The following is a 26,687-nucleotide window of genomic DNA, read 5'->3' on the forward strand; positions in this document are numbered from 1 at the left end:
CCATTGTTAATCCCGTCCTCAACCTGCAGCCGTGCCCGTTCCCACAAGCCGAGCCGCCGCTTGACTTAGTGGCATGTCGATCACCGTGATTCCGCTTGCCGCAAGAAAACGCGCTTCGTTTCTGGTCAGGGTTTCCGCGTCCATTACGGTGCAATAGGGACCGCGGGAGCGCTTCATGATCTGTCTGGCGTAGGTGCGCAGCATCTGATCGTTGAAGCGGCAGCCAACGAAGAAAAATCCACGGGTGATGCGCCGTTCCTTCACAGCGTCTGGGATCGGTGTCTGGATATCAATTTCGGACAGGACTTCGACGTAGTCGGAATCTGCGACGAGAAAGTTTTGCGCGGGCGTAATACTCCCGTGAGGTGAATAGAGAACCGTCTTGGCCCCCAATCGGGGGTCGAGCTCCCTCCCGGACAAATCGTAGGTTTTCGTCCAAATGTTGCCGATTTCATTCGCGCGCGTGACGCCTTGTATCTCAAGGACGTCCGTTCGACCGGTCTCTACCAGAGCCGTGCGCATCGCGCTGTCATACCAGCTGTCGATGATGAGGGAGAGTGGCAGCCTTGCGAGCCAGGCGTGGAAGGGGGTCGGCCCCACCGGCGCTGCGAATATGTCGGTCATCCAAGCTTGAAGCGTCCGGCGATGCCGGCGCTGTTCGATGAACTGTGCAACCGACCACATATTGGTGCGGATCCTGGAAGGGGCTGGAGCCCGTGCATTGAGTGCCGCGGCAACAACCTCCGGGGTATGCGGCACAGGCGGTTCCACACAGTTCAACTCAAGAAGACCCGGACCGAGATAGGGGATCACCTCATCGGCGGCGAGCGCTTCCTTCGCCAGGTCAAGCAGCTTTTCAGCAAAACTGTCCCGCACAATGACGAGGTGGCCCGATGTCAGGATCGTGTTCATCTCGTTTCCTCGCGACGCACCTAGGGGCAGCATCAGCCCTCTTCGGAAATCTTCCTTGCCTCGACGGTGATCGGCAGACGCGTATCATGTGGGAGATCGGGTAGGAGGAGCCGCCACCCGTTCCTGAGCGTGACCGTTCCGCCCCACAACTCTTCCTTCTCGAGTTTGATGATCGGCTCTTCGAGGTCCTTTTTGGGGACATACGCTGACAAACCAGCATCGGTCCTGCGGATCATGACTTTCATCTGGCCGTCCCTTCATTGGTATTGCTTTCAGCACTGCAGGGCGCCTCGGCCTCGTCGAGGCTCATCAGTTCACGCGCTCGCATACCGACTACGGTGCCACGGTCGATCCACTCGACCGCATAGATGAAGAACTGCTGGAGAAAGGTGCCAATGTCGCGCACATATCCCTCGTCCCCCTTCCGCACGAGATTTTCGCCGATCTCCCTGCCAGGATAGGTGCCGTCATTCTTTATGTGGCGAGTGGCACGTACCCGCTCTCCCGGCATGAATCGTGGAGGCCTGCGGATTTCGATCTCCTCTTCGCGTCCGAGCGACATGTCCGTTCCCTGATTTCTCTTGCGGCTGAGATTGCGAACAAGGCGCTCCAGGCGTCCTGCGTAGGCAGCCCCCAACCATGTCGGCAGTCCAATGTCCGTTACGCAGGAACGCAGGTCTTCGGCACCGGACATACCGAGGCACATTGCTGCGCATCGAAGACCCCCTCGCATTCGGTGCACTTCTGTGACTCGATCACGTAGCTCTCGCCTTTGAACTTGATCGCGCCGGAAGGACATTCGAATTCGCAGGCGCCGCATTGGGTGCATTGGGATGCGATGATCTTGAAAGCCATTTTAACTCCTGGTCCGAATGAATGAGACAGCTCAGGCCGTCGCCGCGAGTGTGGGGGTCCCAGATGCGGCGATGTAAATCGCGCTGATTGCTGTCTCGATATAGTCATGGGCACAGGCGTCGGTGGCTCTGATTCCAGCCTCCGCGAGCTGATCCTGCGGGCAATTTCCAATCTTGGCGCACAGCACGATATCTATGCCTTGAAGCGCTGCGATGACGCCATCGAGGGCGGCTTCTGCGCCCCAGCCGCCAAGGCAATACTTGTCCACCTTCCGATGCCCGACGAAGCTGATCCCTTTCAGCGAGGCTTGATAAACCTGGAATTCTTTCGCATGGCCGAAATGCTCATTGACGCGGCCGCCGCCCTTGGTCGCCACCGCGAAGAGAAGGGACTTGCCGGGGCTCGCTGCCTTGACCAATCCGATCGCTTCTCTCCTAGCCTCGACGTGATCACGGCGCTCCTCCGCGACCAGCTCCCGATAGGCCTTGCGTTTGCTGGCATCGTAGGTGACCTCGCCGGGAATCCGGTCGACTGTGAATTCCTGGCCACGATCTTCTCCGAGCAGGCCCACGGCATCTGCCCGGCACTGCCGGCAGTGGCGCATCAACTGGGCGCCGTTTTCGACACGATCCTGAAGAGCCTTCATCTCCATTGCGTTTGGGCCGCGCTGCCCGCTCAGACCGTAGTGCGTGCCGTGGGCCGGGTCCGAAATCAGCGGCATAAGGTTGTGCAGGAACGCGCCTCGCTCCTTAATCCATCTATTCACCTCGATCAGATGCTCATCATTCACGCCCGGGATCACCACCGAGTTGATTTTGGTGAGGATGCCCCGCGCGGTCAGCATCTCCAGGCCCAACATCTGCCGCTGGTGCAGGATCCGGGTGGCTTCAATGCCGACGTAGCGGCGATGATCGTGAAAGATCCAAGGATAGATCTTTGCACCGACCTCAGGGTCGACCATGTTGATCGTGATCGTCACGTGATCGACATTCATGTCAGCAAGCTCATCGACATGGTCGGGCAGCGCCAGCCCATTCGTGGATATGCAAAACTTGATGTCTGGGATTTCCCTGGCGACCCTGGCGAAGGTCGCCTTCGTCTTCTTCCAGTCGTAGCAGGCGTCGCCCGGTCCGGCGATGCCGAGCACGGAAAGCTGCGGCACCTCATTGGCGACCGCGATCACCTTGCGTAGCGCCTGATCGGGCGTCAGCTTTTCAGAGGCCACCCCAGGCCGGCTTTCGTTGGCGCAGTCATATTTGCGATTGCAGTAGTTGCACTGGATGTTGCAGCCCGGCGCGACCGCGACGTGCATACGCGCGAAATAGTGATGCGCCTCTTCTGAAAAGCAGGGGTGATCCTTGATCTTCTCCCAGACAGCCGGATCCGTGTCGTCGGGCTTTGTCGACGAGCCGCAGGACGAAGACGCGCAGCCCCCGAGTTTCATGATGCCAAGCAACTGGTCACCGAATGTCGTGCTGAGGCTCTCAAGCGAAATTGCCGGTGCAGACATGAACGGCTCCGTTGCTGCGTGATGTCGCAGTTCAAAGCGCAAGAGCTATGCCAGCCCAAAGAGCTGTTTCGGTTCATGAATAGGCTTCCCGTGTCACATTCCTTCGGATTGCTCCGACACACCTGTCGGGCTTACGACAGTGGACAGGCAAATAGGGTCGCGAGGCTAGCAGCCTCGGACGCGCAGAGTGTGAGCGAGACCACTCCGGGCTGCTTACGCTTGACGTCATCACGACGTCCCGAATTTCTTAACCTTGATACCATGCCGGCGCAGGGCGTAGCCGATTATCCAGGGCGTGAGGCCAGGGATACGAGCCGCCCTGGCAAAACCCAACCGGCCTTGTCAATCGCGTCGATCAGCCACTAGCGTTCCGTCAGATGCGGGCGACAAGCGGCATGGTTCGGACGCCGGCCGTAAGGGGAGATACCTTGCTGCGGAGGCGCCGATGCGACTGGCCGGCAGCCGCAATCCGCTCGATCTGGTACAGCCTGTGGTATGAGGCGGCGAGTGCCTGATTGAGGTGCGTGGGCGTTGCCGGCAGTGGCGGCAATCTCCGGCTCTCCTTCAGCGTCCAGACGACGACTTCTCCATCACCCGTCTGCAGAAACGTGGGCAGGACGTTCACGACAATTGCCCAGCGTATGGCGAGCGTAATCTCCAGCTCGCTTGGCGCGGTCAGCACCTTCACATATCGTAGAGTCCCTGAGCGCGGTATCTGCTTAGGGAATGCGTGCGCCGGTCATCCGAATTTAAAGAGGATTCCGAAACCGCCGCGTGGATAGTTCCACTCGATCTCACCAGTCGTCCCGCACAAAATCCGGCAGGTGCCGCACTCCATGCAGCCGTCGGCAGTGATCTCCACTTGACCCTTGTCGTTCAACTCATAACATTTCGCCGGGCAGACGTGGGTCAGCGCGAGCAAATTCGCGCTCGGCTTCTGGTGCGGTCGCACTTTGATGTGCGGGCGGCCGGAATCCACCAAGTAGCGGTTCTGGTAAAGCTTGTCCTCGACACGTGACTTCGTCGCTGCGCTGGTCATTTCGTCTCCCCTCAGCGCCACGCCAATGCAAGGCGGACCGCGTCGCTGACCAGCCCCCAGCGCGAGCGCGCCTTGATGAAGGCCGCCGTGGTCGCCTTTTCCTTCTCGATCTTCGGCGTGCCGTCGACACGCATGAAGTTCTGCGCAGCTTGCGACATCAACCGCGGATAAGTCGTGAAATAATTGCATGAATTGGTGTGGAGCAAGGCCGGCATGTCTTTGTATTTCCTCAGGTCCTTGACCACGAAGGACTTGTCCAGCATGGCTTTGTAAAGGGCGAGATTCCGTTTGTTCATCGGACCGTTGCGGCTCTTGACCTCGACGATTGCCTCAGCCGCAATGCGGCCGGAGGTCATGGCGAGGTTCGAACCCTCGCGGTGAATGGCGTTGTTCAGTTGCGCGGCATCGCCGACCACGACCCAACCATCGCCAAAGAGCTGCGGAATAGCCTTGTAGCCGCCTTCGGGAATGAGGTGTGCGGAATATTCTTTCACTTCCGAGCCGGCGATCAGCGGCCGGATCGAAGGATGGCTCTTCAAGGCATCAAGGAGAACGTAGGGGCTCTCGACCATCGCGGCAAAATCGGAGACGAGGCAGCCAATGCCCAGTGAGATGGACTCCTTGTTGGTATAGAGGAAGCCGAGCCCGGCCATGCTGCGGGAGGTCGTGCCCACCGCCTCGATCACGCAGCCCTCATCGCCCTTTACGCCGAACCGCTGCTCAATGACCTCTTCGGGCAAGAAATGCATTTCCTTGACGGCGAGGGCCACGGTTTGCGGCTTTGGCATCTCGCGCAGGCCGGCTCGAGTGCCAAGCAGTCCGCAGACACCTTCTGCGAGAACGACCACGTCCGCGTAGATGGCTCCGCCCGCCCGGTCTGTGCGGACGCCGATCACCCTGTCATTGGCATCACGGATGAGTTCCGTCACGGTCGTCTCGCACAGAACGGTCGCGCCGGCCGCGCGCACCTTACGCGAAAACCATTTATCGAACTGGGCACGGATGATCGTGTACCGGTTGGGCTTCGCCTCATTGAAGTCGTCCGACCTATAGTGAATCCCAGTATGGGATGTGTCGTCCATCACCCAAAGCCGCTGTTCAACCAAATGCCGCTCGAGAGGCGCATCATCCCGGAAATCCGGGATGATCTTCTCCAGCATGTTCGCGTACATGATGGCACCCTGGACATTCTTGGAGCCCGGATATTCACCCCGCTCCAACTGCAGCACCTTCAGGCCATGGCTGGCCATGGTGTAAGCAGCTGCGTTTCCGGACATGCCTGCCCCAACAACAATGGCGTCGAAGTTTTCCTCGATCATGTCCATCCCCTTAGCTCGAAAGCTTATCGCGACTGTGGGGCGACAGCCGCCGGGTGAAGGCTTCCGTCAGTGCGGGCAGGAAGCGGATCGCGTCGGTGACGATTCCGAGGTGAGCGAAATCGAAAATCGGCGCGTTCGGGTCGGTGTTGATGGCCACGATGAGATCCGCCCCCTCCACGCCAACCCGATGCTGGACGGCGCCGGAAATCCCGGCCGCTATGTAAAGCTTCGGCCGGATCGTCTTGCCAGTTTGGCCGATCTGCCGATCAGCTGGCATCCAGCTCTTCTGGACCAACGGACGCGAACAGCCGTGCTCGGCGCCGATTGCTCGTGCGAGGTTCTTCACAAGCTGCAGGTTCTCCGCCGCGCCAAGACCAAGGCCTCCCGCAACCACGACGTCGGCATAGGCAAGGTTTGCCTTCGCCGACTGATTGTCCGGCAGGAAGCCGAGGACTTTGGTAGCGATCTCGTCCTCGGCAAGCGAAAGCTTGTGCCGGATGACACGCCCGACCGGTTTATCCGTCCGCTGCGGCATGGGCATGACCCTCGGCCGCACGGTCGCCATCTGCGGGCGGAAATTGAGCGTATAGATCGTGCACAACAAGGAACCGCCGAAAGTCGGGCGCGTGGCGGCGAGCGAACTGTCGGTATCCACATCGAGTTCGGTGCAGTCGGCCGTGAGCCCCGTCTGCAAGGTCGTCGCCACGGAGCCGGCAAGATCCCTGCCCAGTGTGGTGGCACCGAGAAGAAGGATTTCGGGTTTGTGGGTATCGACCAGATCCGTCAGCGCCTTGGTGAAAGGTTCATTCCGATAGTCGGCGAGCAGGGGCGCCTCGGCGATGTAGACAAGGTCAGCGCCATACGCGAATGCTTCGGCAACGGCGCTCCCGACGGCCTCTCCCGGCGGTCCAAGCACGACGCCTGCAAGCTGGACCTGAAGCTTGTCTGCTAAGTTGCGGCCTTCGCCGAGCAGTTCGAATGATACCGGATGGACCTCGCCACGTTCGAGCTCGATGAAAACCCAAACGTGCCGATAGTCCTTGAAATGGGCGGGCAATTCCTTCTTTATGCCGGCGCGGCCGGCGGCAGGGCGAGGGGTTTCTCCGTTCGCGGTCGACATCGTTTTGCTCCTTGCCGTCACGCGCCGCCGTTAAAGGCGAGCTCATGTTCCAGCGCCGGCTGGCGGGTGAAGATTGCGGTGATGAGTTCGTCAGCGACATCGCGCAAGGCCTTCTCGGCGGTGTCGATTTGTGCCGCCTTTTCAGCTCGAGCAGGAGGGGCGAAAACACGTTTGACGACCGTCGGTGAACCGCGCAGGCCGCATTTGGTGAGATCCTCAATGCCGGCGTCGGCCGCGCTCCATTTCAAGACCTGGCTGCGCGCGGCGCACAAGGCGTCCTGGATCGAGCCCCGGCGGATCTCGTTTGTGCCTTCCAGCATGGTGATGAGGCAAGGGAGCCTGCTCTTCAGCATCTGTGTGCCGCCTTCGGAGCGGCGCTCGACCTTGATCTCGCGTGCAGCAAGGTCGACAGAAGGGATCTTCGCGACATAGGTCAGTTGCAGGAGTCCGAGGCGCTTGGCGATGCCGGGCCCGACCTGGGCGGTATCGCCATCGATCGTCTGCTTGCCGGTGAAGACGAGGTCTGGCGTGCCGAACGTCTCGCCAATCTTCGCGATTGCCTGGGAAAGGGCAAACGAGGTTGCCAGCGTGTCGGAGCCGGCAAAATAGCGGTCGGTCAAGAGCACCGCTCGGTCGGCGCCGTAACCGAGCGCCTTGCGCAGCGCGTCCTCTGCCATGGGCGGACCCATAGTGAGCACAGTGACTTCGCCGCCATGTGCGTCGCGCAGTCTGAGCGCTTCTTCGAGGGCGAACAGGTCGTAAGGGTTGATGATGGTCGGAACACCCTGGCGCATGATCGTGTTCGTGACCGGATGGACCCTTATCTGTGCCGAGTCCGGCACCTGCTTGATGCAGATTACGATGTGCATTGGCGGTTTCTCTAGGCTCCTGTCCGGGTGCGGCATTGCGGTTATCTCCTTGATCCGCATTATTCGTGCCAAGTCTCTTGCGCTCCCCCTTTCCTACAACTTCGGCTGGTTGCTTCTGACGGCGCTGTGGTGATGACCTGATTTGGCGGCTGCTCGACATTGTCGCGTCGCACCCTTGTCGCCGATCATTCCCGTCCGAACCGCTTCAGTACCGAGTCGAACGGAACAAAGGTGTGACCCGGCGCGGCAGGTTTGTTCGGATCGTGGTCCTTGAGAACCTTGAAGATCCGATGCGTGAGCGGCGAGGAAATCGCAAAATCCTCGTAAGCGCGTTCGAGCGTCGCGCGCACCCTCGCGGCAATCACCTGGTCGGGCAGACCGGAGAAATCTTCTTCGGCGAGGTATTGGCCCACACGCTTCATGATATGGAGCCGCGAGACATTCAGTACCTTCGGGTCATAGGCGACGCCTAGGGCTGAGAAGAATTCCTCTGCAGCCGACAAGCGCTTCAGTCGTGCGAGGATGTCGGTGACATCCATGGGGCGGCTGTCAGCGGAACAATTCATTGCATTCTTCCTGGTCGCAAAACTGTGGCCTCTGTGCGCTCGCGCACGGCTGACTTGGCCCCGCACAGCTCGATGAGGGATGCCTCGCTGCACATTCCATCGTAGAGCTCGACCAGTCGAGTTGCAGTGACAGTCGATTTGGTCTCGACCGCCTCGCGCCGGACGCGGGCCACCATCGCGGCTGCCAGATCCGGGTCGAGATCGCGACCGCTTTCGCTCAGCACATGGGCAATCGCAGTCGCGCCGGAATGCTTGCCGATGACGATCCGCCGGCAGCGGCCCACGAGAGTCGGATCGAGCCCCTGATAAGTACGCGAGTCCTTCAGCAGCCCTGCGACGTGAATGCCGGATTCGTGGGTGAAAACATCGGCGCCGACGACCGGCTTAGTGGCTGCGGTCTGCCGGCGGGCGGCCCAAGCCACCTGGGCGGCGACGCCGGGCAATGCGGTCAGCTCAATGCCTGTGTCTGCGCCGTCGAAGACCGCCATTGCGGCGGCCACCTCCTCCAGCGCGGCATTGCCCGCACGCTCGCCGAGCCCCAGGACGGTGACGGAGGCATGGCGCGCGCCTGCGCGGATCGCCGCCAGCGTGTTGGCGCCAGCAAGTCCGAGATCGTTGTGCGCATGAAATTCAAGGTCGATTGGAGACTGCACCACGAGCTGGGCGACAAGTTCGAAGGTCGAAAACGGGTCGAGAACACCGACTGTGTCGGCCAGCCTCACGCGGCTTGCGCCGGCGCGTGCGGCCGTCTCGATGACGCGGGCGAGGTGATCCCGATTGGCCCGCGAGGCATCCTCGCAGCCCACCGCGACGAAGAAGCCGGCGGCGGCGGCGCGCCTGACCATATGATCGATGACCTGGAGCGCTCCCGCCTTGTCGAGGCCGAGCTTGGCGGCAAGTTGGATGTCCGACGCAGGCAGCGACAAATTGACCGCTTGGACGCCGCTCTCGATCGCTGCATCGAGATCCAACGACGTCATCCGGCACCAGGCCATGAGCCGAACCGGAAGACGCCGCGCTACCACGGCGCGAATTGTTTCAATCTCGTCGACGCCCATGACCGGCGTGCCGATCTCGATCTCTGTCACGCCGGCCGCCGCAAGAGACTCAGCGATCTCCAGCTTTTCCGTCGTGGTGAAGGCGACGCCCGGCGCCTGCTCGCCATCGCGCAAGGTCGTATCGTTGAGGGAGACATGAGGGGTCATGACAGATAGCCTGTTCTTCTGCGGCTCACGCATAGACCGGATTACCCGGCCCAGAACCGGAAAAGCTGCGCAGCTTCCCCACGATTCCCGGCATGACCTCGAGCACCCGGTCGATGTCCTCTTCGCTGTTGTCCCGCGCCAAGGAGAAGCGGACTGCCGCGTGTGGCGTTTTCATCGCGCTTAGGACATGGCTTGGTTCCAGAGAGCCGGAGGTGCAGGCCGAGCCAGAGGAACACGCGATGCCAATGCGGCTGAGGAGAAGTGGAATTCCATCACTTTCGACATGTTCGAAGGAGATGTTTGCGGTGTTGGGCAATCGTTGCAAGGGATCACCAGTGACACAGGTGCTTGGGATGCGCTGGAGGATCCCGCCCTCCAGGCGATCGCGGAGCGACTTTACCCGTGTGGTCTCGTCGTCCATGAATTTCAAGGCGAGTTCGGCCGCCGTGCCGAGCCCGGCTATGCCGGGCGTATTCTCGGTGCCAGCACGCCGGTTGTGTTCTTGGTGACCCCCCTTGATCAGCGAATGGAAATCGACGCCACGTTTTACGAAAAGCGCACCGATCCCTTTCGGCCCGTGCAGCTTGTGGCCGGAGAGCGACAGCATGTCGATTGCGGTCGACTTCAGGTCCATCGGAAGCTTGCCGACCGCCTGCACAGCATCGGTATGGAATAGGGCGCCCACTTCCTTGGCCAACTCGGAAAGCCTTGCCACGGGGAAGATCACACCAGTCTCGTTGTTCGCCCACATTATTGATACGATTGCAACCTGTGGGGTGAGGGCGGCCATATAGGCGTCGAGATCGAGCCGACCACGGCAATCCACCGGGATCCTGTGCACCTTGAGGCGGCGGGTCTTCTCAAGATGCGCGCAGAGCGTCAGCACGGCGGGATGCTCGACCGCGGACGTGACAATCTCGGTTCGGTTGGGCGCCGCCTCGAGCGCTGAAAGAAGCGCTGCATTGTCGCTTTCTGTCCCACCCGAGGTGAAAGTGATCTCATCCTCGAACTCCGCGCCGATCAGCGCTTGCAACTGCCTCCGCGCCTTTCTCACCGCCGCACTGACTGAGGCGCCAAGAGCGTGTGCCGACGAAGGGTTGCCGAATTGATCCCTAAAGAACGGCAACATCGCTTGCACGACCTCAGGATCGACCCGTGTGGTTGCGTTGTTGTCGAGGTAGACAGGCTTCATAGGTGCGATCCTCAGTTAAACAGAATGACGCGAGCGCTAGACCGACTCGTTGAGCCTCTGGCGCATGCCGTTGATGATCATTTGAACTGGCAGCGCGCGCAGGCGCCCGGAGTGTTTGACGTAAACCGGATCTCCGTCGATATGGACATGTTCGCAGTGGCCGCAGGCCAGGACGCGCGAACGCGATAACGCTACCGATGAGCCGAATTTGGCAGCGGCGCGATTTGTCCGCAAGCAGCTCGGGTGCCACCAGGAACCGAGCTGCTTCGGGAGGCGACGTTCTTTGAATCCTACTGGGAGCGAATGGCGGTCCCGAGATCGGCTTTGACCTTGTCTTGTTTTTTAGGACGGGGACATCTGTTGTGCCGGCCATATAAGTCTCCTCTGCGCAAAATCAGTCTGTCGGCCGTACAGGCGCTTCGGGCGTTTAACTGAAGGACTTGCCGCAGCCGCACTTTTCGCGCGCATTGGGGTTATCGAAGACAAAACCGGAAGATTCGAGCCCGGTGAGGAAGTCGACGGTCATGCCGGCTACATGGGGTTGGGAGCCCGTGTCCACGAACAGCTTGATCCCATCGGTGTCAGTGATCGCGTCGCCCTCGCGCGACACGCTCTCCAGGCCCATTAAGTATTTGAAGCCGGCGCAGCCGCCGGCCTCGACCATGATGCGAAAGCCTTCCGCCGGCTCGCTGGCGCGGGAAAGAGCAGTCTTGAAGGCGGCAACGGCGTTGTCGGTGAGCGTAATCATGGCTCCATTCTCCTCAGTCCAGGACCGGCTTGCGCATCACGCCGCATGCACCGTGCCAAAGCGAAAAAACGTTTCAACACAGCGCGGCATCTCTGACACTGCCGTGCTTCTTGTGAGTGCATTGCAGCGAAGGCGTCGGCAAACCGACACGTACTGTCGGTTTGTCCGGTCCCGCCACCAGGGATGTTGGGCCTGAGTTCCCGGTTGAACTCACATCACCAAGTACAGAACTTCTTCTGAGCTTGCTTCGGCGCAATTGGCACGGTTTTTGAAGCTCCGTTTGGCGAGACGGCAAGAGCATGCCGATCCACAACCATGCCGTGGGTGCCCGCGCGATGGATGGGGCGAAGCAGGGGAGCAACATGTCAGGACCGGGTCAGACACGCGTTGTTTGGCAAAGCCGCGCCGCCCGTGGCATCCGAATGCCCGCTTGGCCGATTGCGACAACACCCACACTCGCTCACCCACCGCCCAGTAGCGGCCGACCGGCTCGATGGGATGCCATTGGCATGTGCCTGCTCGCCGGTTTTCGCGCGGGTGCGACGCCGTGCGCACGCTGTCCAGCGACACCTTGTTCATGGGCCAGCAGCAGATCAGGATCGACCATTTCGGCGCGCCTTATCGGCTGAAGATACCCGGGCAGGGCAGATGATCCTCACACGTCGTAGAAACAGGGGTAAGCATGGACCAACGCGAGAAACCGTCGCCCGACGAAATCCGGCGGGCGTGCAAAGACAATCCGAAAATCCGGGAGCATGATCTCGCCGCTCGATTGGGCATTTCGGAAGTCGAGTTGGTCGCGGCGCATTGTGGTCATGGCGCGGTGCGCATCGAGCCGCGCGTCGATGATCTGCTGACCGGCCTCGAAGCGGTCGGCGAGGTGATGGCGGTCACCAGCAACGAAAGTGCCGTGCACCAAAAGATCGGCGTGTACGGCAAAGTGGTCACCGGCAACCAGCATGCCATATTGCTCGGCGACGGGATCGACCTGCGCATCTTCCCGAAAGCGTGGGCGTATGGCTTCGCCGTCGAGAAGCGCGAGGGAGCCGAGATCCGCCGCAGCCTGCAATTCTTTGATGCCACCGGCGAGGCGATGCACAAAGCTCATCTCAGGCCCGCCTCGAACCTGCAGGCCTATCAGGATCTGACGGCAGAGCTTGTATCCTCCGATCAGGAGCCGATCATATCGCTCGAGGCGAGCGGGGCGCGCGATAACGCAGTGAGTCCAGACCACGCCGCCACGGTCGACGACCTACGCGAGCACTGGGGCCGGCTAAGCGACGTGCATCAGTTCTACCATATGTTGAAGACACTGAAGCTCAGCCGCTGCCAGGCTATGCGTACGGCCGACGAGGATAACGCCTGGCTGCTCGACAATGATGCCGTTGGCGCCCTGTTCCAACAGGCGGCCGAAGACGAGATGCCGATCATGTGCTTTGTCGGCAATCGTGGTTGCATCCAGATCCATTCCGGCCCGATCAAGTCGGTCAAGCAGATCGGGCCGCGGATCAATGTGCTCGACGAGACCTTCCATCTGCATCTTAGGACCCATCGCATCCGCGAGGTCTGGGCCGTGCGCAAGCCGACGAGGGACGGTCACGTGACGTCCATTGAAGCGTATGGCGCGGACGGCGAGATGATCATCCAGTTCTTCGGCAGGCGCAAGGAAGGCGAACGCGAGGGCAGCGACTGGCGGTTTCTGGCCGAGAGTCTGCCATGTGTTCCCGGTCCGGATGTGGAGAGTGCCGACAGGCCCTCGGATTGAACCGGCCGCCATAGGACTCGGCAGCACGTTCCGACAGCGGCTCGCGAGGAATTTAGGTCCATGTGCGGAAAGGCTTGCCTTCATCAGCGCATACGGACGGTTGGGTGTGCACGCCGGAAATTGACCGCATCGATACAGTCAAGCTCGTCGCGGGCCGGACTGCTGCGCACGAGTGCATCGCCGTCTGACCGAAAATCGTTGCAGCGCCTGCGAGCGATAAAATACGCCATCAGCGCCGAACCGAAGCGCGGCTCGACCTTGTTGATATTTCCGATCAAACGCCGTCGGGTCTTGTCGGATCGCACCCGATCCTTGCGCTGGATCGCATCGTTGCTCAATCCGGGCCGTGCGAGGCGATCTCCACGTTCGTCGACCGGAAGGCTGTGCAGCAGCAGCCAAGCCGAACAGCCCGATGTCGCGGACTCGACAAAACCGACCACGGATGTCGGTTGTCGGACGTTGTCCTAAGAATGATGGACAGGTGATCATCAACTTAGCGGCGGCGGCCCAGTTCAGGCTGGCGTCGCTTGGTGCAGGCCAGGGGTACGCCTATCCGGCACGCGACTTGCTTTGACAATTTGGCCAGCGGGGTGTCAGCAGTGCGTCACGGAGCTCAGCGGTGATTGATCGCCTCTCAACCATAACGGGATAAGCGGCGGCTTTGCTTCTGACCGCAGCGCGGCGGAGATGCCCTTCGGATTGACTTCGCAACCGATCTCATCGCGCTGGCAGTGGGCTGATCGGGCGACAGATCTCGAACGCGCCCGACAAGAGACGTGCTCATGCTGGAAACCGATTTTATCAACAGCGGTGCAATCTCAATCGAGCCATGAACGCCAATGTAGAGAAAGCAAGATGGCGACCAACCCCGTTCCAGATCATGTCCCGCCCGAAATGGTGAGGGACTTCAGCCTGTTTACATCGCCAGGGATGCCACCAACACCCGACGGGGATCCACACGCAGCTGTCGCTTGCGTACATGACGGGCCTCCGATCTTTTACTCCCGCTACAACACTCAAGATGGCCGGGGTACCTGGGTCATCACCCGTGCCGCGGACCAGCGTAGGGTGCTGCAGGACGCAGAGACTTTTTCCAGCCATCGCAGCATCTTCTCCTCCATACTGGGTGAAAACTGGCCGACGATCCCGCTTGAGCTCGATCCACCGGCCCATGGCGTCTTTCGCTCACTGCTCAATCCGCTGCTTTCGCCAAAGCGGGTGTTGGCTTTGGAACCGGCTGTCCGCGAACGGGCGGTCGAGCTGATCGAAAGGATCGCCGCGTCGGGCACAAGCTGCGACGTGATGAAGGATTTTGCCTTTCCTTTCGCGGTGAGCACCTTTCTTCGCTTTCTGGGGTTGCCTGATGACCGACTCGATACATTCGTCGGCTGGGGGAAAGATCTGCTCCACGGCGACGATAAGGAACGACCTGTGGCTGCCCGGACGATCGTGGCATTCATCGACGAACTTGCAGCGATGCGCCGCGACGAGGCGGTTGACGATTTCATGACCTTTATCGTGCAGGCACAGGTCGAGGGCCGCCGGCTGACGGACACCCAAGTCCGCGGCATCGGCGTGCTTGTCTTCGTCGCTGGGCTCGACACGGTCGCAGCAGCTATAGGCTTTGACTTGGCGTACCTCGCACGCAACCTCAAAGATCAGCAATTGCTGCGGAGCGAACCGGACCGCATCCCGCTCGCAACCGAAGAATTACTGCGGGCCTATCCGCCCATTCAGTTGATCCGCGTGGCCACGAAAGATATCGACTTCGAAGGCGCGCCGATCCGGAAGGGGGACTATGTTTCCTGCGCCACGATGATTGCCAATCGTGACCCGGCGGAATTCGAATGCCCCAACACGATTGATTTAGAGCGGGAGGACAACCGCCACGCCGCCTTTGGTTATGGTCCCCACCGTTGCCTTGGCTCACACCTTGCCCGGCGGGAGATTGTCATTGGCCTGGAGGAGTGGCTGGCGCGCGTCCCGGCTTTCAGGATCAAGCAGGGTACGGCGCCGATAACTTCTGGCGGCCATGTGTTCGGGATCGAAAATTTGATTCTGGACTGGTCTTAGGCCCGCCCCGAGCCGGGGCACAGACAATGGAGGCAGCGCCATGCGCATCATCGTCCAAAAGGCCAAATGCCAGGGTCACGCGCGATGCGCGGCGCAAGCGCCGGACATCTTCAAGCTTGATGACGAGGGCTATGTCCTGCCTGGTGACATTGAAGTTGCGGAAGGGGAGGAACTGCCTGCATCGCGAGGCGCGCGATCCTGTCCTGAACGTGCGCTGGAACTCACTCGCTGACGCTCTGAATCAGACGTCATTCAACCGTGAGTCTGGCGGCTTGAACCATGTGGCCGCACTCAGCACGCGACCTCTGTCCCGCACGGTTCACGTCCCACCCCGCGGGGGCATTTCCGGCGCCTGTGTTCCCCGTGAGGCGCAAACGGCAGGGCCCGGGGTTCGCGAAACGCCTCCTTCCAATCACAGAATTTGCGACAGAGCCGAGTGGACCAGACGAAAATTGCCGAACTACTCGACCGCGAGGCGATCCGCGACTGCGTATACCCGAAGAACTGCCCGACCCATGTTGCGGCAGGCCGGATCTCTGCATGATTTGATAGGACGAAAGCAGGAGAACGCACCATATTTGCCCAATATTATGCCCGGCTCAGCACCGGCCAATGGCCGCAGATCGAGCTGGAGAGGAGGTTCGACCAGCATGTACTTGCCTGTGTGCTCTCACGGGCGCTCGAGGAGATCGAGGCCGGCGAGGCGACTGCGACGGAGGCAACCGGACTCTCGCGCGCCGAGCTGCGCGATGTCCTGGCCCGCTGTTTCCCTGCTATTCCTATCAACGCGTTTGCCTTGAAAGAGGTGAGCGAGCCCGAGCCGGATCTGGAGGAAGAACTTCTGCACGGACTGCTGCTGGCGCATGCCCGGCCGGGCGACAAGGCGAGCGCCCGCTTCGCCAGGGTCATCGCCCGGCGTGCCATGCGCAATGACCACCTCTGGCAGGAGCTTGGCCTTTTTAATCGGACCGAGCTCGGCCGCCTGCTCGCCTCGCATTTTCCGACGCTGGCGGCCGGCAACACCCAAAACATGAAATGGAAGAAATACTTCTACCGCAAGCTCTGCGAGGCCGAAGGTTTTTCGCTGTGCAGCGCGCCCAGTTGCCGGGAATGCAATGATGTCAAAAGCTGCTTCGGCCCGGAGGAAGGCGAAAGCCGCCTCACACGGATCAAGAACGGCATCGCCTCGGATTGAGAACCGCTTTCGTCTGTCGTACAGCCGCAGCGCTCGCGCCGCGCCATATGTCTCTTACGAACGTAGACTGACGCCTTCGGGGATTGAATGCTGTGCCTGCTGTCCGATTAGTCGCCATGCTCACTTCGGCGGGCGCCGTCATGATGGCGGTGCGGGATGCGACCCGCACCATCGCCGCCGAGCAACTGGTGTTCTCCGGGCCGTTGCTGCTCGCCTGCCTGGCGGTTGCGGCGCCTCGGCGGCCGCGGTTCACCGCCGTCATTGTTCGCGCTGGTGCACAGTTTCGCCTCGATCACCCATTGGGGCGGCCAGATTGTCTCCGGCGTCGCCATCAATTTCGTTGCTGCCGGCTCCGCCATCATTCTCGGCCAGGTTCCGGCGGCGCGCGCGCTGGGGTTCCTGGAAGCTTTTCGCACTTTCTGCCTTGCGCCTCCAGCTGAATTTCGCGCGCTCATGAAGGAAGTTGACGGCCCTGGACATACAGTGATGCAAGCACGATCGAACCGCTTATTCGGGGGTTCGAGTCGGGAGAGGGCTACCGCCAATACAGCGCTGTTGTTGAAATAGTCTGCTAACGGACCATTCGCGGTGAGTTAATGCGATTAGATCTCGTTTTGCTTCAACCGAGTTGATGCGCTGATATCAAGGGGTTCAGATAGCCGCATCGGCAGAATTGCCTCTGTCCGCGCACCGTTCAGCTCGTTGCTATTTCATTCGGATGTGTAACGAGCGCCTACTCATCAAGGTTGGCCATGGAGCCTATCGCGTAACGGATCAGGAGGCGACATGACCAAGGTTCGGGGTGACGCGCAAGCAGCCAACGTGGCGGCGACAGGCCCTAGTGATCGGAGCGAGCCGTGGGGATGAGATCCAGAGGCATCAGAAATTCGAACTCGTCCAGACAGCTATCGAAATCGCCATTGAAGGTTCGAACTGCTCTATCTTTGCCCACCAAGACGATCTGATATGCGTTCTCTGCCGGGTCAAGCGCCCACCAATAGCCCTCGCGAACTGTCGATGGATCGACGGCGCCCTCCGTTGGCCAGAGGCTGGCATCAAGCCATTGCAGTAGCTCGAATTCTATCAAGTCGAATGGATCGGCATCCCCAACACGATTGGCCATTTGGCCAAAGGAATAAGAACCTACGTCGATGATCTCGGGCCGATCATCCTCCTGCCGAATGCTAATCGCCCACCAATAGCCACTCTGTATCCGCATGACTCCATCTCCAAACGTGTTCGTTCGGCCGCCGACTGCGTGAGCAGGTCAGCGGGCCAGTTGATGTGTTCAAGGAGTTTTGTTGGGCAGCCGTGCTGCTCGTTGTCTACGACGTAAGGGCTCCCCCATCGTCGGTTATCACGCGGCTTAGCCAAGATGCCCAGGGCCGCTTCTCTCAAGGCACGGCATGGAATTTATCCGGCGCGATCAGGCAGTCAAGAGCGCTACAAACCTAGGCTATGAAGCCAGGGTTAGCTGTCGCTTCGTTCCACAGCTTTCATCCACCGGCACACCTGACCAGTCCTGCCCACCCCACCCGAATCCATGATCACTGGAATGTAGCCAAAGTTAGACTCGTACTTCTGGACGTCGCTCAATATCTGTTGGCAGATCTCGACCGGTACGGGGTAAAATCGAATGTTGGTCGCTCTAAGACGATGTACCCAGGTGCATTCTCATCTAACCAGTTTTGGAAGCTGAAGCCCTTTTTGTCGAACGAGTAGAACGACCATTCACTCATATGACCTTTGGGCTTTGTGCCAAGCACCGAAATAATGACCCGGCATGCTAGAGGCAAGCCGTGAAGCCAATCGATAATCTGCTGATCGGACACTTTTGCCGAGGCCGACGCCTCGTTCCCTGTTCGACCTGGTCGGGCAGCCGTACAAAACCTGGCGCCGCCGTGGGTCTGCGGGAGTTGCCAGTGCCGAAGCCGAAATGGTCTCCTCATGCTTTGGCAAACGATCCGTTTAGTGGACTTGCCGATGGTCGTTCACCATACACAGCCTCGATGCCCGTCTTCCGGATAGCCAGACCGACGGCTTTCTCTATCTCCCAAACCACCAGCCGCAATCGCTCCATGGTTCGCGCAGTCCTACGCGGCCCGTCCTTGTCAAGCTTGTAGTCGTATCGGATCTGCGTGTATTCGTTCGCGACCGTGCGCGAGCGGATGAAGTCTTCTACCTCGCTCGGCATCTCCAACCCGAGGTGTCTTCCTTCGTCCAGCATGTCCAAGAAATGATGCTGATAGCCCCGGATGTCAGCCGGTGTTTTTCCTTGGAGAAGGAGGAAGCTTCGCAGGTAGTGCTCTAACGCTTGAAAGTAGAGGAATCTGCGAGGATGATCGGAAATGCTCGGCCGAATTTGGGGGGAGACCAAGGCAAGAGCATCAGCGTTCGCCCGATACGTTTGGGCGAAAAGAAAGACGCCGAACGGCGTCATTCCCGATCCATATACCTTCGGCTTTTTGGCTGCACCGTCTCCCATGGTCAGCGAAGATGCCGCCTTCGGTCGCGGAGGGCAAGTCTCTCTCGAGTAAGCACAATCTAAAGGCGCGCTCGCGGGGCAGAGCTACTGGGCGACGCCCGGTGGAGGCTTGCAGCATGGGGGAGACGTTCGAACAGGCCGCAATCCGCGAACTGCGCGAGGAAACCGGAATCCTTGTGGATCGCGTCGCGCCCCAGGTGTGAGAGCGAGAATTTGTGCTTCATTTGCCCGACGGCGAACATGTCATCGCCGAGGAGCGATTCTTCCTGATACGGGCCGATAGTTCCACAGCCGAGCGGGAGTTCATTTGCGAGAGCAGCTAAGGCAGCTTTGAGTCTCTTGGTGCTCGGTGCCGTGGCGCCGCCAACAGGATTGGCGTAATCCGCATTGCGACGTGGGAACGATATGCCTGCTATTATCAGAGCCGCCACTATTGCCGACTTGCCGCGCATGGTCGATCTCTTGTTGGAGGATGCTAGGCAAAGACACGCTCTCAACCCGACACTCTGGGCGATTGCAGATGATGCACATGAGAGGGTGGAGGAGGCGGTGAGATTCGCTTTGGAGGCGGACAAGCAGCCATTCCGGGGTTGTGTGCGTCAAGTTCTGCAAAATGGGCGATCATGAAACTGGTCATGCGGCTTGGCGTAGAGCGAGCTTCTTGTGCTCGCGCAGATCATCCATGTTGATATAGCGGTTGGCCTCCATCCAGTTTTCGTTGGTTTCGACGGCCAGCGCCCTGACCAGGCGCAGGCAGCTTTCGGCGTTCGGGAAGATGCGCACGACATAGGTGCGCCGGCGGATTTCCTCGTTGAGCCGTTCAAGCATGTTGGTGGACTTGAGGTGCTTGTGATGCTGACGCGGCAGCCGGAAGAAAGTCAGCGTCTGTTCTATGGCTTCTTCCGCCCAGGTGGCCAGTCGCGGGTAGCGGGCGGACCATTTGGACAGCCACGCGGCGAGATCGGCCTTGGCCTCGGCGAGATCGCGCCGGTCGTAGAGCCAGCGCAATTCCTGCAGACAATCGTCGCCGTGCTTCCTGGGCAGGTGATCGAGCGCGTTCCTGAGGAAGTGAACGTAGCAGCGCTGCCATGCTGCTTCCGAGATCACCTCGCCGATCGCCGCGACCAGGCCGGCATGGTCGTCGGACACGGCCAGTTCGACGCCCTTGAGACCGCGTCGTTTCAAGCCGACGAGGAAGTCCTTCCAGGCCGAGCGGCTCTCGCGATTGGCCATCTCCACGGCCAGGATCTGCCGGCGCCCGTCCCAGTCGATGCCGACCGCGATCAGCACCGCCTGGCTCATCACGATGCCGGCTTCGCGCACTTTCTCGTAGCGGGCATCGAGAATGAGGTAGGGGAATGGCTCCTGAAGCGGTCGTTCGGCAAACGCCTTCAGGCTCTCGTCCAAGCGCTTGTTGATGGCCGAGATCGACGAAGCCGAGAAGGCATGACCGCACAGCTCTTCCGTGATCGCCTTGACCTTCCGGGTCGACACGCCCTGCACATACATCTCCGCAAGCGTGGCCACCAAGGCCCGCTCGGAACGCTGGTAGCGCTCGAACAGCTCGGTGGAGAAACGACCGGCCCGGTCCTGCGGAACCCGCAGCTCAAGCTTGCCGACCCGGGTGACCAGGGTGCGGCCGTAGTAACCCGAGCGATACCCAAGGCGCTCGGGCGTCCGTTCGCCCTTCGAAGCACCCAGCGCCTCCTCCATCTCGGCCTCGAGAACCTCCTGCATTACTGCACGGATCACTTCGTGCAGCCCCTCCGGGTTCGAAAGCAGAATGTCTTTGACGGCAGCGCTGGTCGATTTACCTTCTGTCTTGGTCATGGTGGCGTTCCTTCGCGGGAATCGGTGACGTTGAACATCACCAGCCTGCCATGACCGCCCTCTCTCAGCGAATTTGCAGAACTCTCAGCACACTACCCATTCCGGCAGAAATGGCTCGTTGCCGAGGGGGATGACGCGCTCGCCGGTCTCCTTCTTTGACGGCATCGAAAGGTCAGGGGAGCTAGAAGGCGCTATTTTGAAGTTTGTAGTAGGGTCGACATTTCCCGACCGGCTTTGCACTGCCTAAGCGTAACTGCGAATCGGAACCTTGTTGAACCACGCGCCGCTGGCGGTCGACGGGTGGCATCGTTAGGGTTTGGCGAGACTCACTTTCTTTCCAATATGATCGCGCCATAAGCCGAGCCGCTTTATTCGATATTCAACAAGTTCCGGTGAGGTCCCGAAGAAGGATGCGATCTCGGGGGCACTTTTGCCATCCGAGACCATACGCTTGATCGCGTCTCGTGGAAGCAAAGTTGCCGATGCCAAGAAATAAGCGTCGTGCTCTTCAGCGCTATCATATGTTCGACCGAAGCAGCCAGCAATCTTAGCTATCTTGGTTAGCTTGTGCCCGGCAAGAATATGCCAATACTCCTCAAGTAGCGTCACTCTTTGTCTCTCAAGGGTATGGTAGTCGTTTAAAAAGACAACCCAGCTATCCTGATCGGAATTCAAGGGAACGCTCATCGCGGACCACTCGCCGCGCGACGGTCCAGCAAGCGTGTTTTTTGCCTTTCCGGAAATACAGGTGGATTCCCGCAATCGTTCTACCGTAACAGAATCAACAACCAAATAAAATGGATCCAGCGGATCGCTTTTCTTCAACCCTAACTCTTTTCGGAAATCTTCGGCCGTCTGCTCGAGCTCCTCCTTAGACATGGCGATAACTTCAGCATCTATCGGCGCGCTGCTCGGTTCTGATATATCACCCTTAGTGTAGTGCTGACGAAGACACACGGCTGCGTGCAGTAGGGTTTGCACAGTCCCGGAGGACGCGTTTTTGCCAGCGCGGAAGTGGACGAATGCCACCCGATCAAAGCCAAGCTCGTGTTCATCGGCATCAGGGCCGAGCCACTCGAGCAGCCTAATTTTGGAATTGTTGTCGGGCGATCCGTCGCCCCGCTCGATGCGGGCCAGCGTGGAGAAGCTGATCCCCACAATCCCCGATAATGCCCTTATACTAAGACCTTCGCGTTCCCGCTTCTCGCGGACCGCCCCGACGAGCTTTTCTTCGAATTCGTTCATGTTCACCATTGTGCGATCAGCACACCTTGACACACTCCGCTCCAGAATGCATCCTGTGCTGGTGACACAGACTCGCACATCGGCAAGCAAAATGGAAGTGTTGTTGACCAACGATGCGCGGGCTGAGTTGCAGCGGATTGGCGACGGTTTGGACGCGCGCCAGCCCGTGGGGGTAAGGGACCGGGGAATCGTAATTCTCGGCCCACAGCCCACATCACCGACTGTCCAGGAGAAAAGTAATGAGCAACAGCAAGGAGCGGGAGGACCCGCAGCCCGATCACGGCAAGGGTCCACCAGACGGCAAAGGTCGTCCGATCGATCACGGGCGCCCCGTGCCGGATCACGGATCGTCGGCCTCGCCGGCAACTACGCTGGGCAGCTAGAGAATGTGCAACGGGCATACCCCGGAGCAACTCTCCTCCCCGATGACCATGGAGTATGGCTTCTCGCTCGCAGCCAAGTCATAGATGGTTTAGCGCGAGAAGCCATATTCCTTATTGCCTTACCAGAAACACCAGCGGTCGAGCCGCGTGGATGGGCGTTCTGGGAGCAAGATGGGCAGGTCGAATGGATCGGCCCGCGACATACCAATTTCCCTGACGGCTCGGTCTGCGCTTATCACCCCATGCTCGACAAAGCTTGGTCGCCAGGTGGTGATTTGTGCACGTTGCTCGACCTTTATAGCGTATGGGCGCTTCGTCACCTTCATTTGGTGGTGTTTGATCGGTGGCCGGGACGCCAGTATGCGATGCCTGATGAACTGGGCCAATCTGATCCCTATTATCGGCTAACTCAGTTTAAGGAGGCCGAGCTTTGCAGCTGCGGATCAAATCGGCGCTATGGCGAATGCTGCCGGCCGCATGACCTGAAACTGCCCTTTCTGTCAATTCTGCACGCCTTCAAAAGGCGTAATCTCGGTCTCGGCATCCTTGGTCGAGCGCCCCCCGCCGAAATTCCAGCGTTGATCGCCCAAGGAGGACAAAAACCTCCACCTTCCATGTTAGAGGTTCACTCTGCTCTGCGGGCGCATGTCGCGGACGTCAGCCGGAATCCGTAGCTCTACATCCCGTAAGAGATGCACGATCGGGTCAGAGGGGAAGCATGCCGCTCCTGACGAATCCCCAATGCCAGGTGCCGACGACTTCCGAGCCCTCGAACCAAGTCGAAAAGTTCAGCTTCGGAAAATGCAGCACGCGGGCCGCCCATCATATTTTCTCAATATCGTGGTCGCCTGGACCCTTTGCCCATGGGGTCCAGCCCTTGCATAGCCGTTGCGCCAATTCGCTGTTTCGCATCTTCATTCCTACGGAATGATGGATAAAATAACGGGGTATATCCGTCGGAATAGGGAAGTCTACGAACTGCCAGCAGGTGGAATTTGGCAGAATTTACCAGATTTGTTCATCACTCTTGCACCAAATTCAACTTTAGGAGATGCTAACTCGGCCTTGGGAGGGCTGGGGGATGAGAATAAAAGCATTTGTGGCACTTGGTGCCACGGCAGCGCTGGGCGGCTGCCAAACAAGCAATCAAGCTGACTACATGCAAATAGGCTACGGGCCTAGTTTCGACGTCGCCCACGCTCAATGCGAAATGCACAAGGGGTCGGTTGACCAAGGCTATATTGCTATCGGGTCCCCGGGCTTTGTTGCGGGGGCCGGAATCGGCAATGCCCTCGGCAACTTGGCTGCCGAAGACCAGTATATGAAGAACTGCCTCATCCTAAGCGGGTGGAAGCGTGCCCCGCATGGCCAGAGTGCCACGGCAGCTCCAGCCGTTGCTGGTGGCGCGCCACCGACACCCTATGGGATCCAGCGCGCACCTGGCAGCTGGATCAATACGGCGCTGCTGGACTGGTCAGACGCGAATAACAAGTGCGTCGCCGGCGACAAGGCCGCGTGTGGGACTCGAGCGAAGCTTGGTGCGCAACTGAGAGCCGCCGGCATAAACCCGGCGCCGGTCTAGGGGCCATGCAGTGGAACCTGGCGATCTGCCTTGGCATCGTTCTAGCATTGAGCGGCTGCGCAGCGGATTATCTCAATCACTACGACAGCGTGACGCTCTCTGCCGGCGACGCCAATCGCGCCAATAGCCTCGCCCAGACAGTCGACCCGTTCAACCCGAACAGTCAGAACACGCATATCGAGGGCGACGGCCAGCGAACAGCTGGAGTCATCCAGGCCTTTCGCGGAATCCCGCTGACACCGCCAGGCCAAGGTGCGCGCCAAGGTGGCGGCGGGGACTCTGGCAATCATCCATGCGATCTGCGCAATGGGGTTGACAGCCTAGGCCGGGCTTGCGGTGAACGTGCCGCCGAAGCGAAACCGGGCGGCCGCACCGGACATGAGGCGAACTAGCAATGCTGCGTAGAATGCGATCGCCTCGCCGGAGGCCACTTGGCGTGGTGCAAAGGCGCCTGATCTTGGTGACGGTGGCCGCGGCTGGCGCTCTGGCTGCGCAAACGGCCATGCAACACAGCGACCGCGTACCTGAGTTCCATCTGCCGAACTGGACCAGCGCGGGCTTGGCGACGATTGCCGGCGTGGCATCCGTCATCGACGGCGACACGATCGAAATCCACGGACAGCGCATCCGCTTCAACGGCATCGACGCGCCGGAGAGCCAGCAGCTTTGTAAAAATGCGAGCGACTATCCCTACGGCCGGCGATCGGCACAGGCGCTTGACACCTTCCTGGCCGCGTCGAAGCCAGTGCAATGCACATTCTTGACCTGGGATCGCTATCACCGCTTTGTCGGCGACTGCCAGCGTGCCGATGGCGCCAGCGTGGGCGCTTGGATGGTCGAGCACGGCCAAGCGATCGACTGGCCCCGCTACAGCCATGGTGCCTATGCAGCGCAGCAGGGGAAGGCGGAAGCGGCGAAGGTCGGGCTGTGGGTCGGAAAGTTCCAAGCGCCGTGGGAATGGCGCGCCGGGCATGGAGACAATGCCCAACCGGCGGTGAGCCAACCGCTCGGCACCATCAGCCGTCAACAGGTAGCGCAAAGCTACTCATGCCAGCCGCGGCGGAAATGCTCGCAAATCAGCTCGTGCGACGAGGCTCAATGGTATCTCAGTAATTGTCCGTGGGGCGGCAAGCTCGACCGGGATGGCGACGGGCAGGCGTGCGAAACCTTATGCTAGGAATGGCGACGATGACAGCGAGACTAATTGGACTGGCTGTGGCTTTGTGCCTGCCCTTTCAGATGGTTGCGCTTGCGGCGGGAGAACCGACTGTGGTCTCCTGCAAGTTTGAGCACCTGCCTCCGATGCTGCTAACGTTCCGTGGCGGGATGGGAGCTAACGACAATACTCTGCAAGTCGGACAAACCCCGCCCGTTTCGTTAAGCGTCGGATCAAGTTTGATGGTTGCCGAAATAGGGGCACATGGCTGACTGTTCCCCGGGGCGCAGCTTCACCGCGCCGATCTCATCGAGGCAATTGCACCGCGCAGTCCAGGAGGCAGCCAAAGTCGCCGGCATCCGCAGCTCACACCTATGTCGGCCTCCGTTAACTTGCCGCGAGCTGGCTTAACTAGGACCTTGCTCATACCTACTCCTCGCATGGACGAGAGCATCTCGCCCCCATCGGTAGTCTTTCGCCGAACAGAGTGAGGTCAGCCGGCGCGTGCGGCCTTTGTGCGATTACGTCCACCTGCCGCTCTTTTAACGCTACGCACGGAGACGGCTTTGGGAGCCACGACGTCGCCGAGCCGCTCTATACGGAGGGGCGCGCGCGAGGGAAGGCGAACGACGAGTTCGAGTTGCCCCCCGATCGCCTCGACGTAGCTTTTAAGAGTAGACAAGTACATGTCGGCTTGTTTCTCGATCTTCGAGACCGAAGGCTGCTTGATCTTGAGGACCGAAGCGATTTCGGCCTGGGCCTTTCCAGCGGCACGCCGCAAATCGCCGAGACTCTCGACTTCTCCCCTTAACTCTTCGAAACGCGCGTCGACCCGCTCCCGACGATCCTCGGGGAGCGCAGCGATTAGGTCATCAAGCTTGCGTCCCATCACTTCTTCTCCTTCTTCGCCGCCGCCAAACGGTCGAGATGCCCTTGATAGCGCTTGTCCGCCTTGGCGATCAGACGTTTATAGAAGCGCTTCTCACTCACGCCCGACTTATCGCCGGCGACGAGCAGGATCGCCTTCCGCTTCCGGTCGAATGCGAACGCAACCCGCCAGACACCATCATCAGCATCGAAGCGAAGTTCTTTCATGTTCGCGAACGACGAGTCATTCAAGGTATCCGCATGCGGTCGCCCCAGCTGGGGCCCAAACACACCGAGCAGCTTAGCGGAGGCCAATAGCTCATCTTGGACTGTCTGGGGCAACGCCTCGAACTCCCCATCGAACTCATCGCCAAAAACGACTTCTCAAGTCATATATAGCTCCTAGGCTATGTGGTCAACATCATCAAGCTGCCGAACGATAGTCTGCGGCCGAAACAAGGTAGGCGCCGTCGACGATAATCCGGCCGCCGTTGACACGACTGGCAATTCGCGACCTGTCTGCGCTATCGAGCGGCATCGTCACCGGCGTTCTGACGGGCATGGCCGGCGCGTAGCTGTCGCTTGCCCATAATGCCTGCTTGTCGTAAAGGATATGACCGCCAGCAAGGGTTCCATCGCGCCGGCAGCGCTCACCGACGCCAAATGGAAACCGGTGCCGGCGAGGTTCGCGTGTCTGGCGGCGAAGGTCGCGTGGCCCGGAGGTGAAGCCGGCGAGGCGCTTGCGCTGGTCCATGCGTAATCGTGCGGAGG

31 protein-coding genes and 1 pseudogene are annotated in these 26,687 nt (G+C 60.0%); 10 read left to right on the forward strand and 22 right to left on the reverse strand.

The window, feature by feature from the left end:
• Window positions 1–18: 18 nt before the first annotated feature.
• The 10 genes from NKH54_RS28920 to NKH54_RS28965 all read right to left on the reverse strand — a co-directional run bounded on the left by NKH54_RS28920 (window position 19) and on the right by NKH54_RS28965 (window position 7,624).
• Entirely contained in the window at window positions 19–912 is an 894-nt protein-coding gene (locus NKH54_RS28920; RefSeq protein WP_023706365.1) for an SIR2 family NAD-dependent protein deacylase, read from the reverse strand.
• 32 nt (window positions 913–944) lie between these two features.
• A complete protein-coding gene (nifT, locus tag NKH54_RS28925) occupies window positions 945–1,157 on the reverse strand; it encodes a putative nitrogen fixation protein NifT (RefSeq protein ID WP_023672220.1) in 213 nt (70 codons plus the stop codon).
• Window positions 1,154–1,474, reverse strand: a complete 321-nt coding sequence (locus tag NKH54_RS28930) for a nitrogen fixation protein NifZ (protein ID WP_023672219.1) — start codon at window positions 1,472–1,474, stop codon at window positions 1,154–1,156. The genes nifT and NKH54_RS28930 overlap by 4 nt, the downstream gene beginning before the upstream one ends.
• A 98-nt stretch (window positions 1,475–1,572) precedes the next feature.
• The gene (locus tag NKH54_RS28935) at window positions 1,573–1,767 is read right to left on the reverse strand and encodes a 4Fe-4S dicluster domain-containing protein (RefSeq protein ID WP_023672218.1); all 195 of its coding nucleotides are present in this window, start codon (window positions 1,765–1,767) and stop codon (window positions 1,573–1,575) included.
• A gap of 31 nt (window positions 1,768–1,798) precedes the next feature.
• Window positions 1,799–3,277: a nitrogenase cofactor biosynthesis protein NifB gene (nifB, locus tag NKH54_RS28940; protein ID WP_352854600.1), complete on the reverse strand. Its 1,479-nt coding sequence runs from the start codon at window positions 3,275–3,277 to the stop codon at window positions 1,799–1,801.
• Window positions 3,278–3,650: 373 nt separating this feature from the next.
• Complete coding sequence (locus tag NKH54_RS28945) at window positions 3,651–3,965, reverse strand: hypothetical protein (protein ID WP_023672216.1); 315 nt, start codon at window positions 3,963–3,965, stop codon at window positions 3,651–3,653.
• Between the two features lie 51 nt (window positions 3,966–4,016).
• Entirely contained in the window at window positions 4,017–4,316 is a 300-nt protein-coding gene (locus NKH54_RS28950) for a ferredoxin family protein (RefSeq protein ID WP_023806340.1), read from the reverse strand.
• Between the two features lie 11 nt (window positions 4,317–4,327).
• Window positions 4,328–5,635, reverse strand: a complete 1,308-nt coding sequence (locus tag NKH54_RS28955) for an FAD-binding protein (protein WP_023712672.1) — start codon at window positions 5,633–5,635, stop codon at window positions 4,328–4,330.
• 10 nt (window positions 5,636–5,645) lie between these two features.
• Window positions 5,646–6,755 carry an electron transfer flavoprotein subunit alpha/FixB family protein gene (locus NKH54_RS28960; RefSeq protein WP_352854602.1) on the reverse strand — a complete coding sequence of 370 codons (1,110 nt, stop codon included), beginning with the start codon at window positions 6,753–6,755 and terminating at the stop codon, window positions 5,646–5,648.
• Between the two features lie 17 nt (window positions 6,756–6,772).
• Window positions 6,773–7,624: an electron transfer flavoprotein subunit beta/FixA family protein gene (locus tag NKH54_RS28965; protein ID WP_023672212.1), complete on the reverse strand. Its 852-nt coding sequence runs from the start codon at window positions 7,622–7,624 to the stop codon at window positions 6,773–6,775.
• On the opposite strand from NKH54_RS28965, the gene NKH54_RS28970 reads away from it, so the two are divergent.
• On the forward strand, window positions 7,548–7,757 hold the full coding sequence (locus tag NKH54_RS28970; RefSeq protein WP_353029491.1) for a hypothetical protein: 210 nt from the start codon (window positions 7,548–7,550) through the stop codon (window positions 7,755–7,757). The genes NKH54_RS28965 and NKH54_RS28970 overlap by 77 nt on opposite strands.
• 52 nt (window positions 7,758–7,809) lie before the next feature.
• On the opposite strand, the gene nifW is transcribed toward NKH54_RS28970, so the two are convergent.
• From nifW to NKH54_RS28990, 4 genes are all read right to left on the reverse strand, one after another.
• Window positions 7,810–8,190: a nitrogenase stabilizing/protective protein NifW gene (gene nifW / locus NKH54_RS28975; RefSeq protein ID WP_031195875.1), complete on the reverse strand. Its 381-nt coding sequence runs from the start codon at window positions 8,188–8,190 to the stop codon at window positions 7,810–7,812.
• Window positions 8,187–9,395 carry a homocitrate synthase gene (nifV, locus tag NKH54_RS28980; RefSeq protein ID WP_353029472.1) on the reverse strand — a complete coding sequence of 403 codons (1,209 nt, stop codon included), beginning with the start codon at window positions 9,393–9,395 and terminating at the stop codon, window positions 8,187–8,189. Before nifV ends, nifW begins: the two co-directional genes overlap by 4 nt.
• Before the next feature lie 25 nt (window positions 9,396–9,420).
• Window positions 9,421–10,587 (reverse strand): cysteine desulfurase NifS, encoded by a 1,167-nt coding sequence (gene nifS, locus NKH54_RS28985; RefSeq protein ID WP_023806336.1) that lies wholly within the window; start codon window positions 10,585–10,587, stop codon window positions 9,421–9,423.
• 427 nt (window positions 10,588–11,014) lie between these two features.
• Window positions 11,015–11,335: an iron-sulfur cluster assembly accessory protein gene (locus tag NKH54_RS28990; protein WP_352601193.1), complete on the reverse strand. Its 321-nt coding sequence runs from the start codon at window positions 11,333–11,335 to the stop codon at window positions 11,015–11,017.
• Window positions 11,336–11,882: 547 nt separating this feature from the next.
• Between NKH54_RS28990 and hemP the strand changes: the two genes are divergently transcribed.
• Window positions 11,883–11,987, forward strand: a complete 105-nt coding sequence (gene hemP, locus NKH54_RS28995; RefSeq protein ID WP_352761077.1) for a hemin uptake protein HemP — start codon at window positions 11,883–11,885, stop codon at window positions 11,985–11,987.
• A 30-nt stretch (window positions 11,988–12,017) separates the two neighbouring features.
• Window positions 12,018–13,100 carry a hemin-degrading factor gene (locus tag NKH54_RS29000; protein WP_352854604.1) on the forward strand — a complete coding sequence of 361 codons (1,083 nt, stop codon included), beginning with the start codon at window positions 12,018–12,020 and terminating at the stop codon, window positions 13,098–13,100.
• Between the two features lie 83 nt (window positions 13,101–13,183).
• Here NKH54_RS29000 and NKH54_RS29005 read toward each other — a convergent pair whose 3' ends face one another.
• On the reverse strand, window positions 13,184–13,540 hold the full coding sequence (locus tag NKH54_RS29005; protein WP_352854605.1) for a hypothetical protein: 357 nt from the start codon (window positions 13,538–13,540) through the stop codon (window positions 13,184–13,186).
• Between the two features lie 415 nt (window positions 13,541–13,955).
• Between NKH54_RS29005 and NKH54_RS29010 the strand changes: the two genes are divergently transcribed.
• From NKH54_RS29010 to NKH54_RS32570, 4 genes and pseudogenes are all read left to right on the forward strand, one after another.
• Window positions 13,956–15,173 (forward strand): cytochrome P450, encoded by a 1,218-nt coding sequence (locus tag NKH54_RS29010; protein ID WP_352854606.1) that lies wholly within the window; start codon window positions 13,956–13,958, stop codon window positions 15,171–15,173.
• A 40-nt stretch (window positions 15,174–15,213) separates the two neighbouring features.
• Window positions 15,214–15,405 (forward strand): ferredoxin, encoded by a 192-nt coding sequence (locus NKH54_RS29015; RefSeq protein WP_352752785.1) that lies wholly within the window; start codon window positions 15,214–15,216, stop codon window positions 15,403–15,405.
• Window positions 15,406–15,747: 342 nt separating this feature from the next.
• Window positions 15,748–16,368 carry a nitrogen fixation protein NifQ gene (locus NKH54_RS29020; protein WP_502902361.1) on the forward strand — a complete coding sequence of 207 codons (621 nt, stop codon included), beginning with the start codon at window positions 15,748–15,750 and terminating at the stop codon, window positions 16,366–16,368.
• A gap of 264 nt (window positions 16,369–16,632) precedes the next feature.
• A pseudogene (locus tag NKH54_RS32570) lies at window positions 16,633–16,821 on the forward strand (ABC transporter permease); the annotation flags it as partial.
• 385 nt (window positions 16,822–17,206) lie between these two features.
• On the opposite strand, the gene NKH54_RS29030 reads toward NKH54_RS32570, so the two are convergent.
• Both NKH54_RS29030 and NKH54_RS29035 read right to left on the reverse strand, forming a co-directional pair.
• Window positions 17,207–17,587 (reverse strand): hypothetical protein, encoded by a 381-nt coding sequence (locus tag NKH54_RS29030; RefSeq protein WP_023760385.1) that lies wholly within the window; start codon window positions 17,585–17,587, stop codon window positions 17,207–17,209.
• Between the two features lie 726 nt (window positions 17,588–18,313).
• The gene (locus NKH54_RS29035) at window positions 18,314–18,808 is read right to left on the reverse strand and encodes a hypothetical protein (RefSeq protein WP_031213832.1); all 495 of its coding nucleotides are present in this window, start codon (window positions 18,806–18,808) and stop codon (window positions 18,314–18,316) included.
• A 161-nt stretch (window positions 18,809–18,969) separates the two neighbouring features.
• On the opposite strand from NKH54_RS29035, the gene NKH54_RS29040 reads away from it, so the two are divergent.
• Window positions 18,970–19,056: an NUDIX domain-containing protein gene (locus tag NKH54_RS29040; RefSeq protein ID WP_245266724.1), complete on the forward strand. Its 87-nt coding sequence runs from the start codon at window positions 18,970–18,972 to the stop codon at window positions 19,054–19,056.
• Window positions 19,057–19,486: 430 nt separating this feature from the next.
• On the opposite strand, the gene NKH54_RS29045 is transcribed toward NKH54_RS29040, so the two are convergent.
• The gene (locus tag NKH54_RS29045; RefSeq protein WP_353029473.1) at window positions 19,487–20,683 is read right to left on the reverse strand and encodes an IS256 family transposase; all 1,197 of its coding nucleotides are present in this window, start codon (window positions 20,681–20,683) and stop codon (window positions 19,487–19,489) included.
• 309 nt (window positions 20,684–20,992) lie between these two features.
• Window positions 20,993–21,928: an ImmA/IrrE family metallo-endopeptidase gene (locus NKH54_RS29050; protein WP_352854564.1), complete on the reverse strand. Its 936-nt coding sequence runs from the start codon at window positions 21,926–21,928 to the stop codon at window positions 20,993–20,995.
• Window positions 21,929–23,898: 1,970 nt separating this feature from the next.
• Here NKH54_RS29050 and NKH54_RS29055 point away from each other — a divergent pair.
• Window positions 23,899–24,285, forward strand: coding sequence for a hypothetical protein (locus NKH54_RS29055; RefSeq protein ID WP_031260607.1), 387 nt, complete (start codon window positions 23,899–23,901; stop codon window positions 24,283–24,285).
• Window positions 24,286–24,395: 110 nt separating this feature from the next.
• Window positions 24,396–25,070, forward strand: a complete 675-nt coding sequence (locus tag NKH54_RS29060) for a thermonuclease family protein (RefSeq protein ID WP_352854566.1) — start codon at window positions 24,396–24,398, stop codon at window positions 25,068–25,070.
• Between the two features lie 472 nt (window positions 25,071–25,542).
• Here the strand turns inward: NKH54_RS29060 and NKH54_RS29065 are convergent, their stop codons facing one another.
• The 3 genes from NKH54_RS29065 to NKH54_RS32575 all read right to left on the reverse strand — a co-directional run bounded on the left by NKH54_RS29065 (window position 25,543) and on the right by NKH54_RS32575 (window position 26,670).
• A complete protein-coding gene (locus tag NKH54_RS29065; RefSeq protein ID WP_023801991.1) occupies window positions 25,543–25,938 on the reverse strand; it encodes an XRE family transcriptional regulator in 396 nt (131 codons plus the stop codon).
• Window positions 25,938–26,258 carry a type II toxin-antitoxin system RelE/ParE family toxin gene (locus tag NKH54_RS29070; RefSeq protein WP_353029474.1) on the reverse strand — a complete coding sequence of 107 codons (321 nt, stop codon included), beginning with the start codon at window positions 26,256–26,258 and terminating at the stop codon, window positions 25,938–25,940. The genes NKH54_RS29065 and NKH54_RS29070 overlap by 1 nt, the downstream gene beginning before the upstream one ends.
• 82 nt (window positions 26,259–26,340) lie before the next feature.
• Window positions 26,341–26,670, reverse strand: a complete 330-nt coding sequence (locus NKH54_RS32575) for a hypothetical protein (protein ID WP_155930619.1) — start codon at window positions 26,668–26,670, stop codon at window positions 26,341–26,343.
• Window positions 26,671–26,687 lie beyond the last annotated feature (17 nt).

Source organism: Mesorhizobium sp. M1004 (genome assembly GCF_040318795.1).
Lineage (GTDB): Bacteria > Pseudomonadota > Alphaproteobacteria > Rhizobiales > Rhizobiaceae > Mesorhizobium.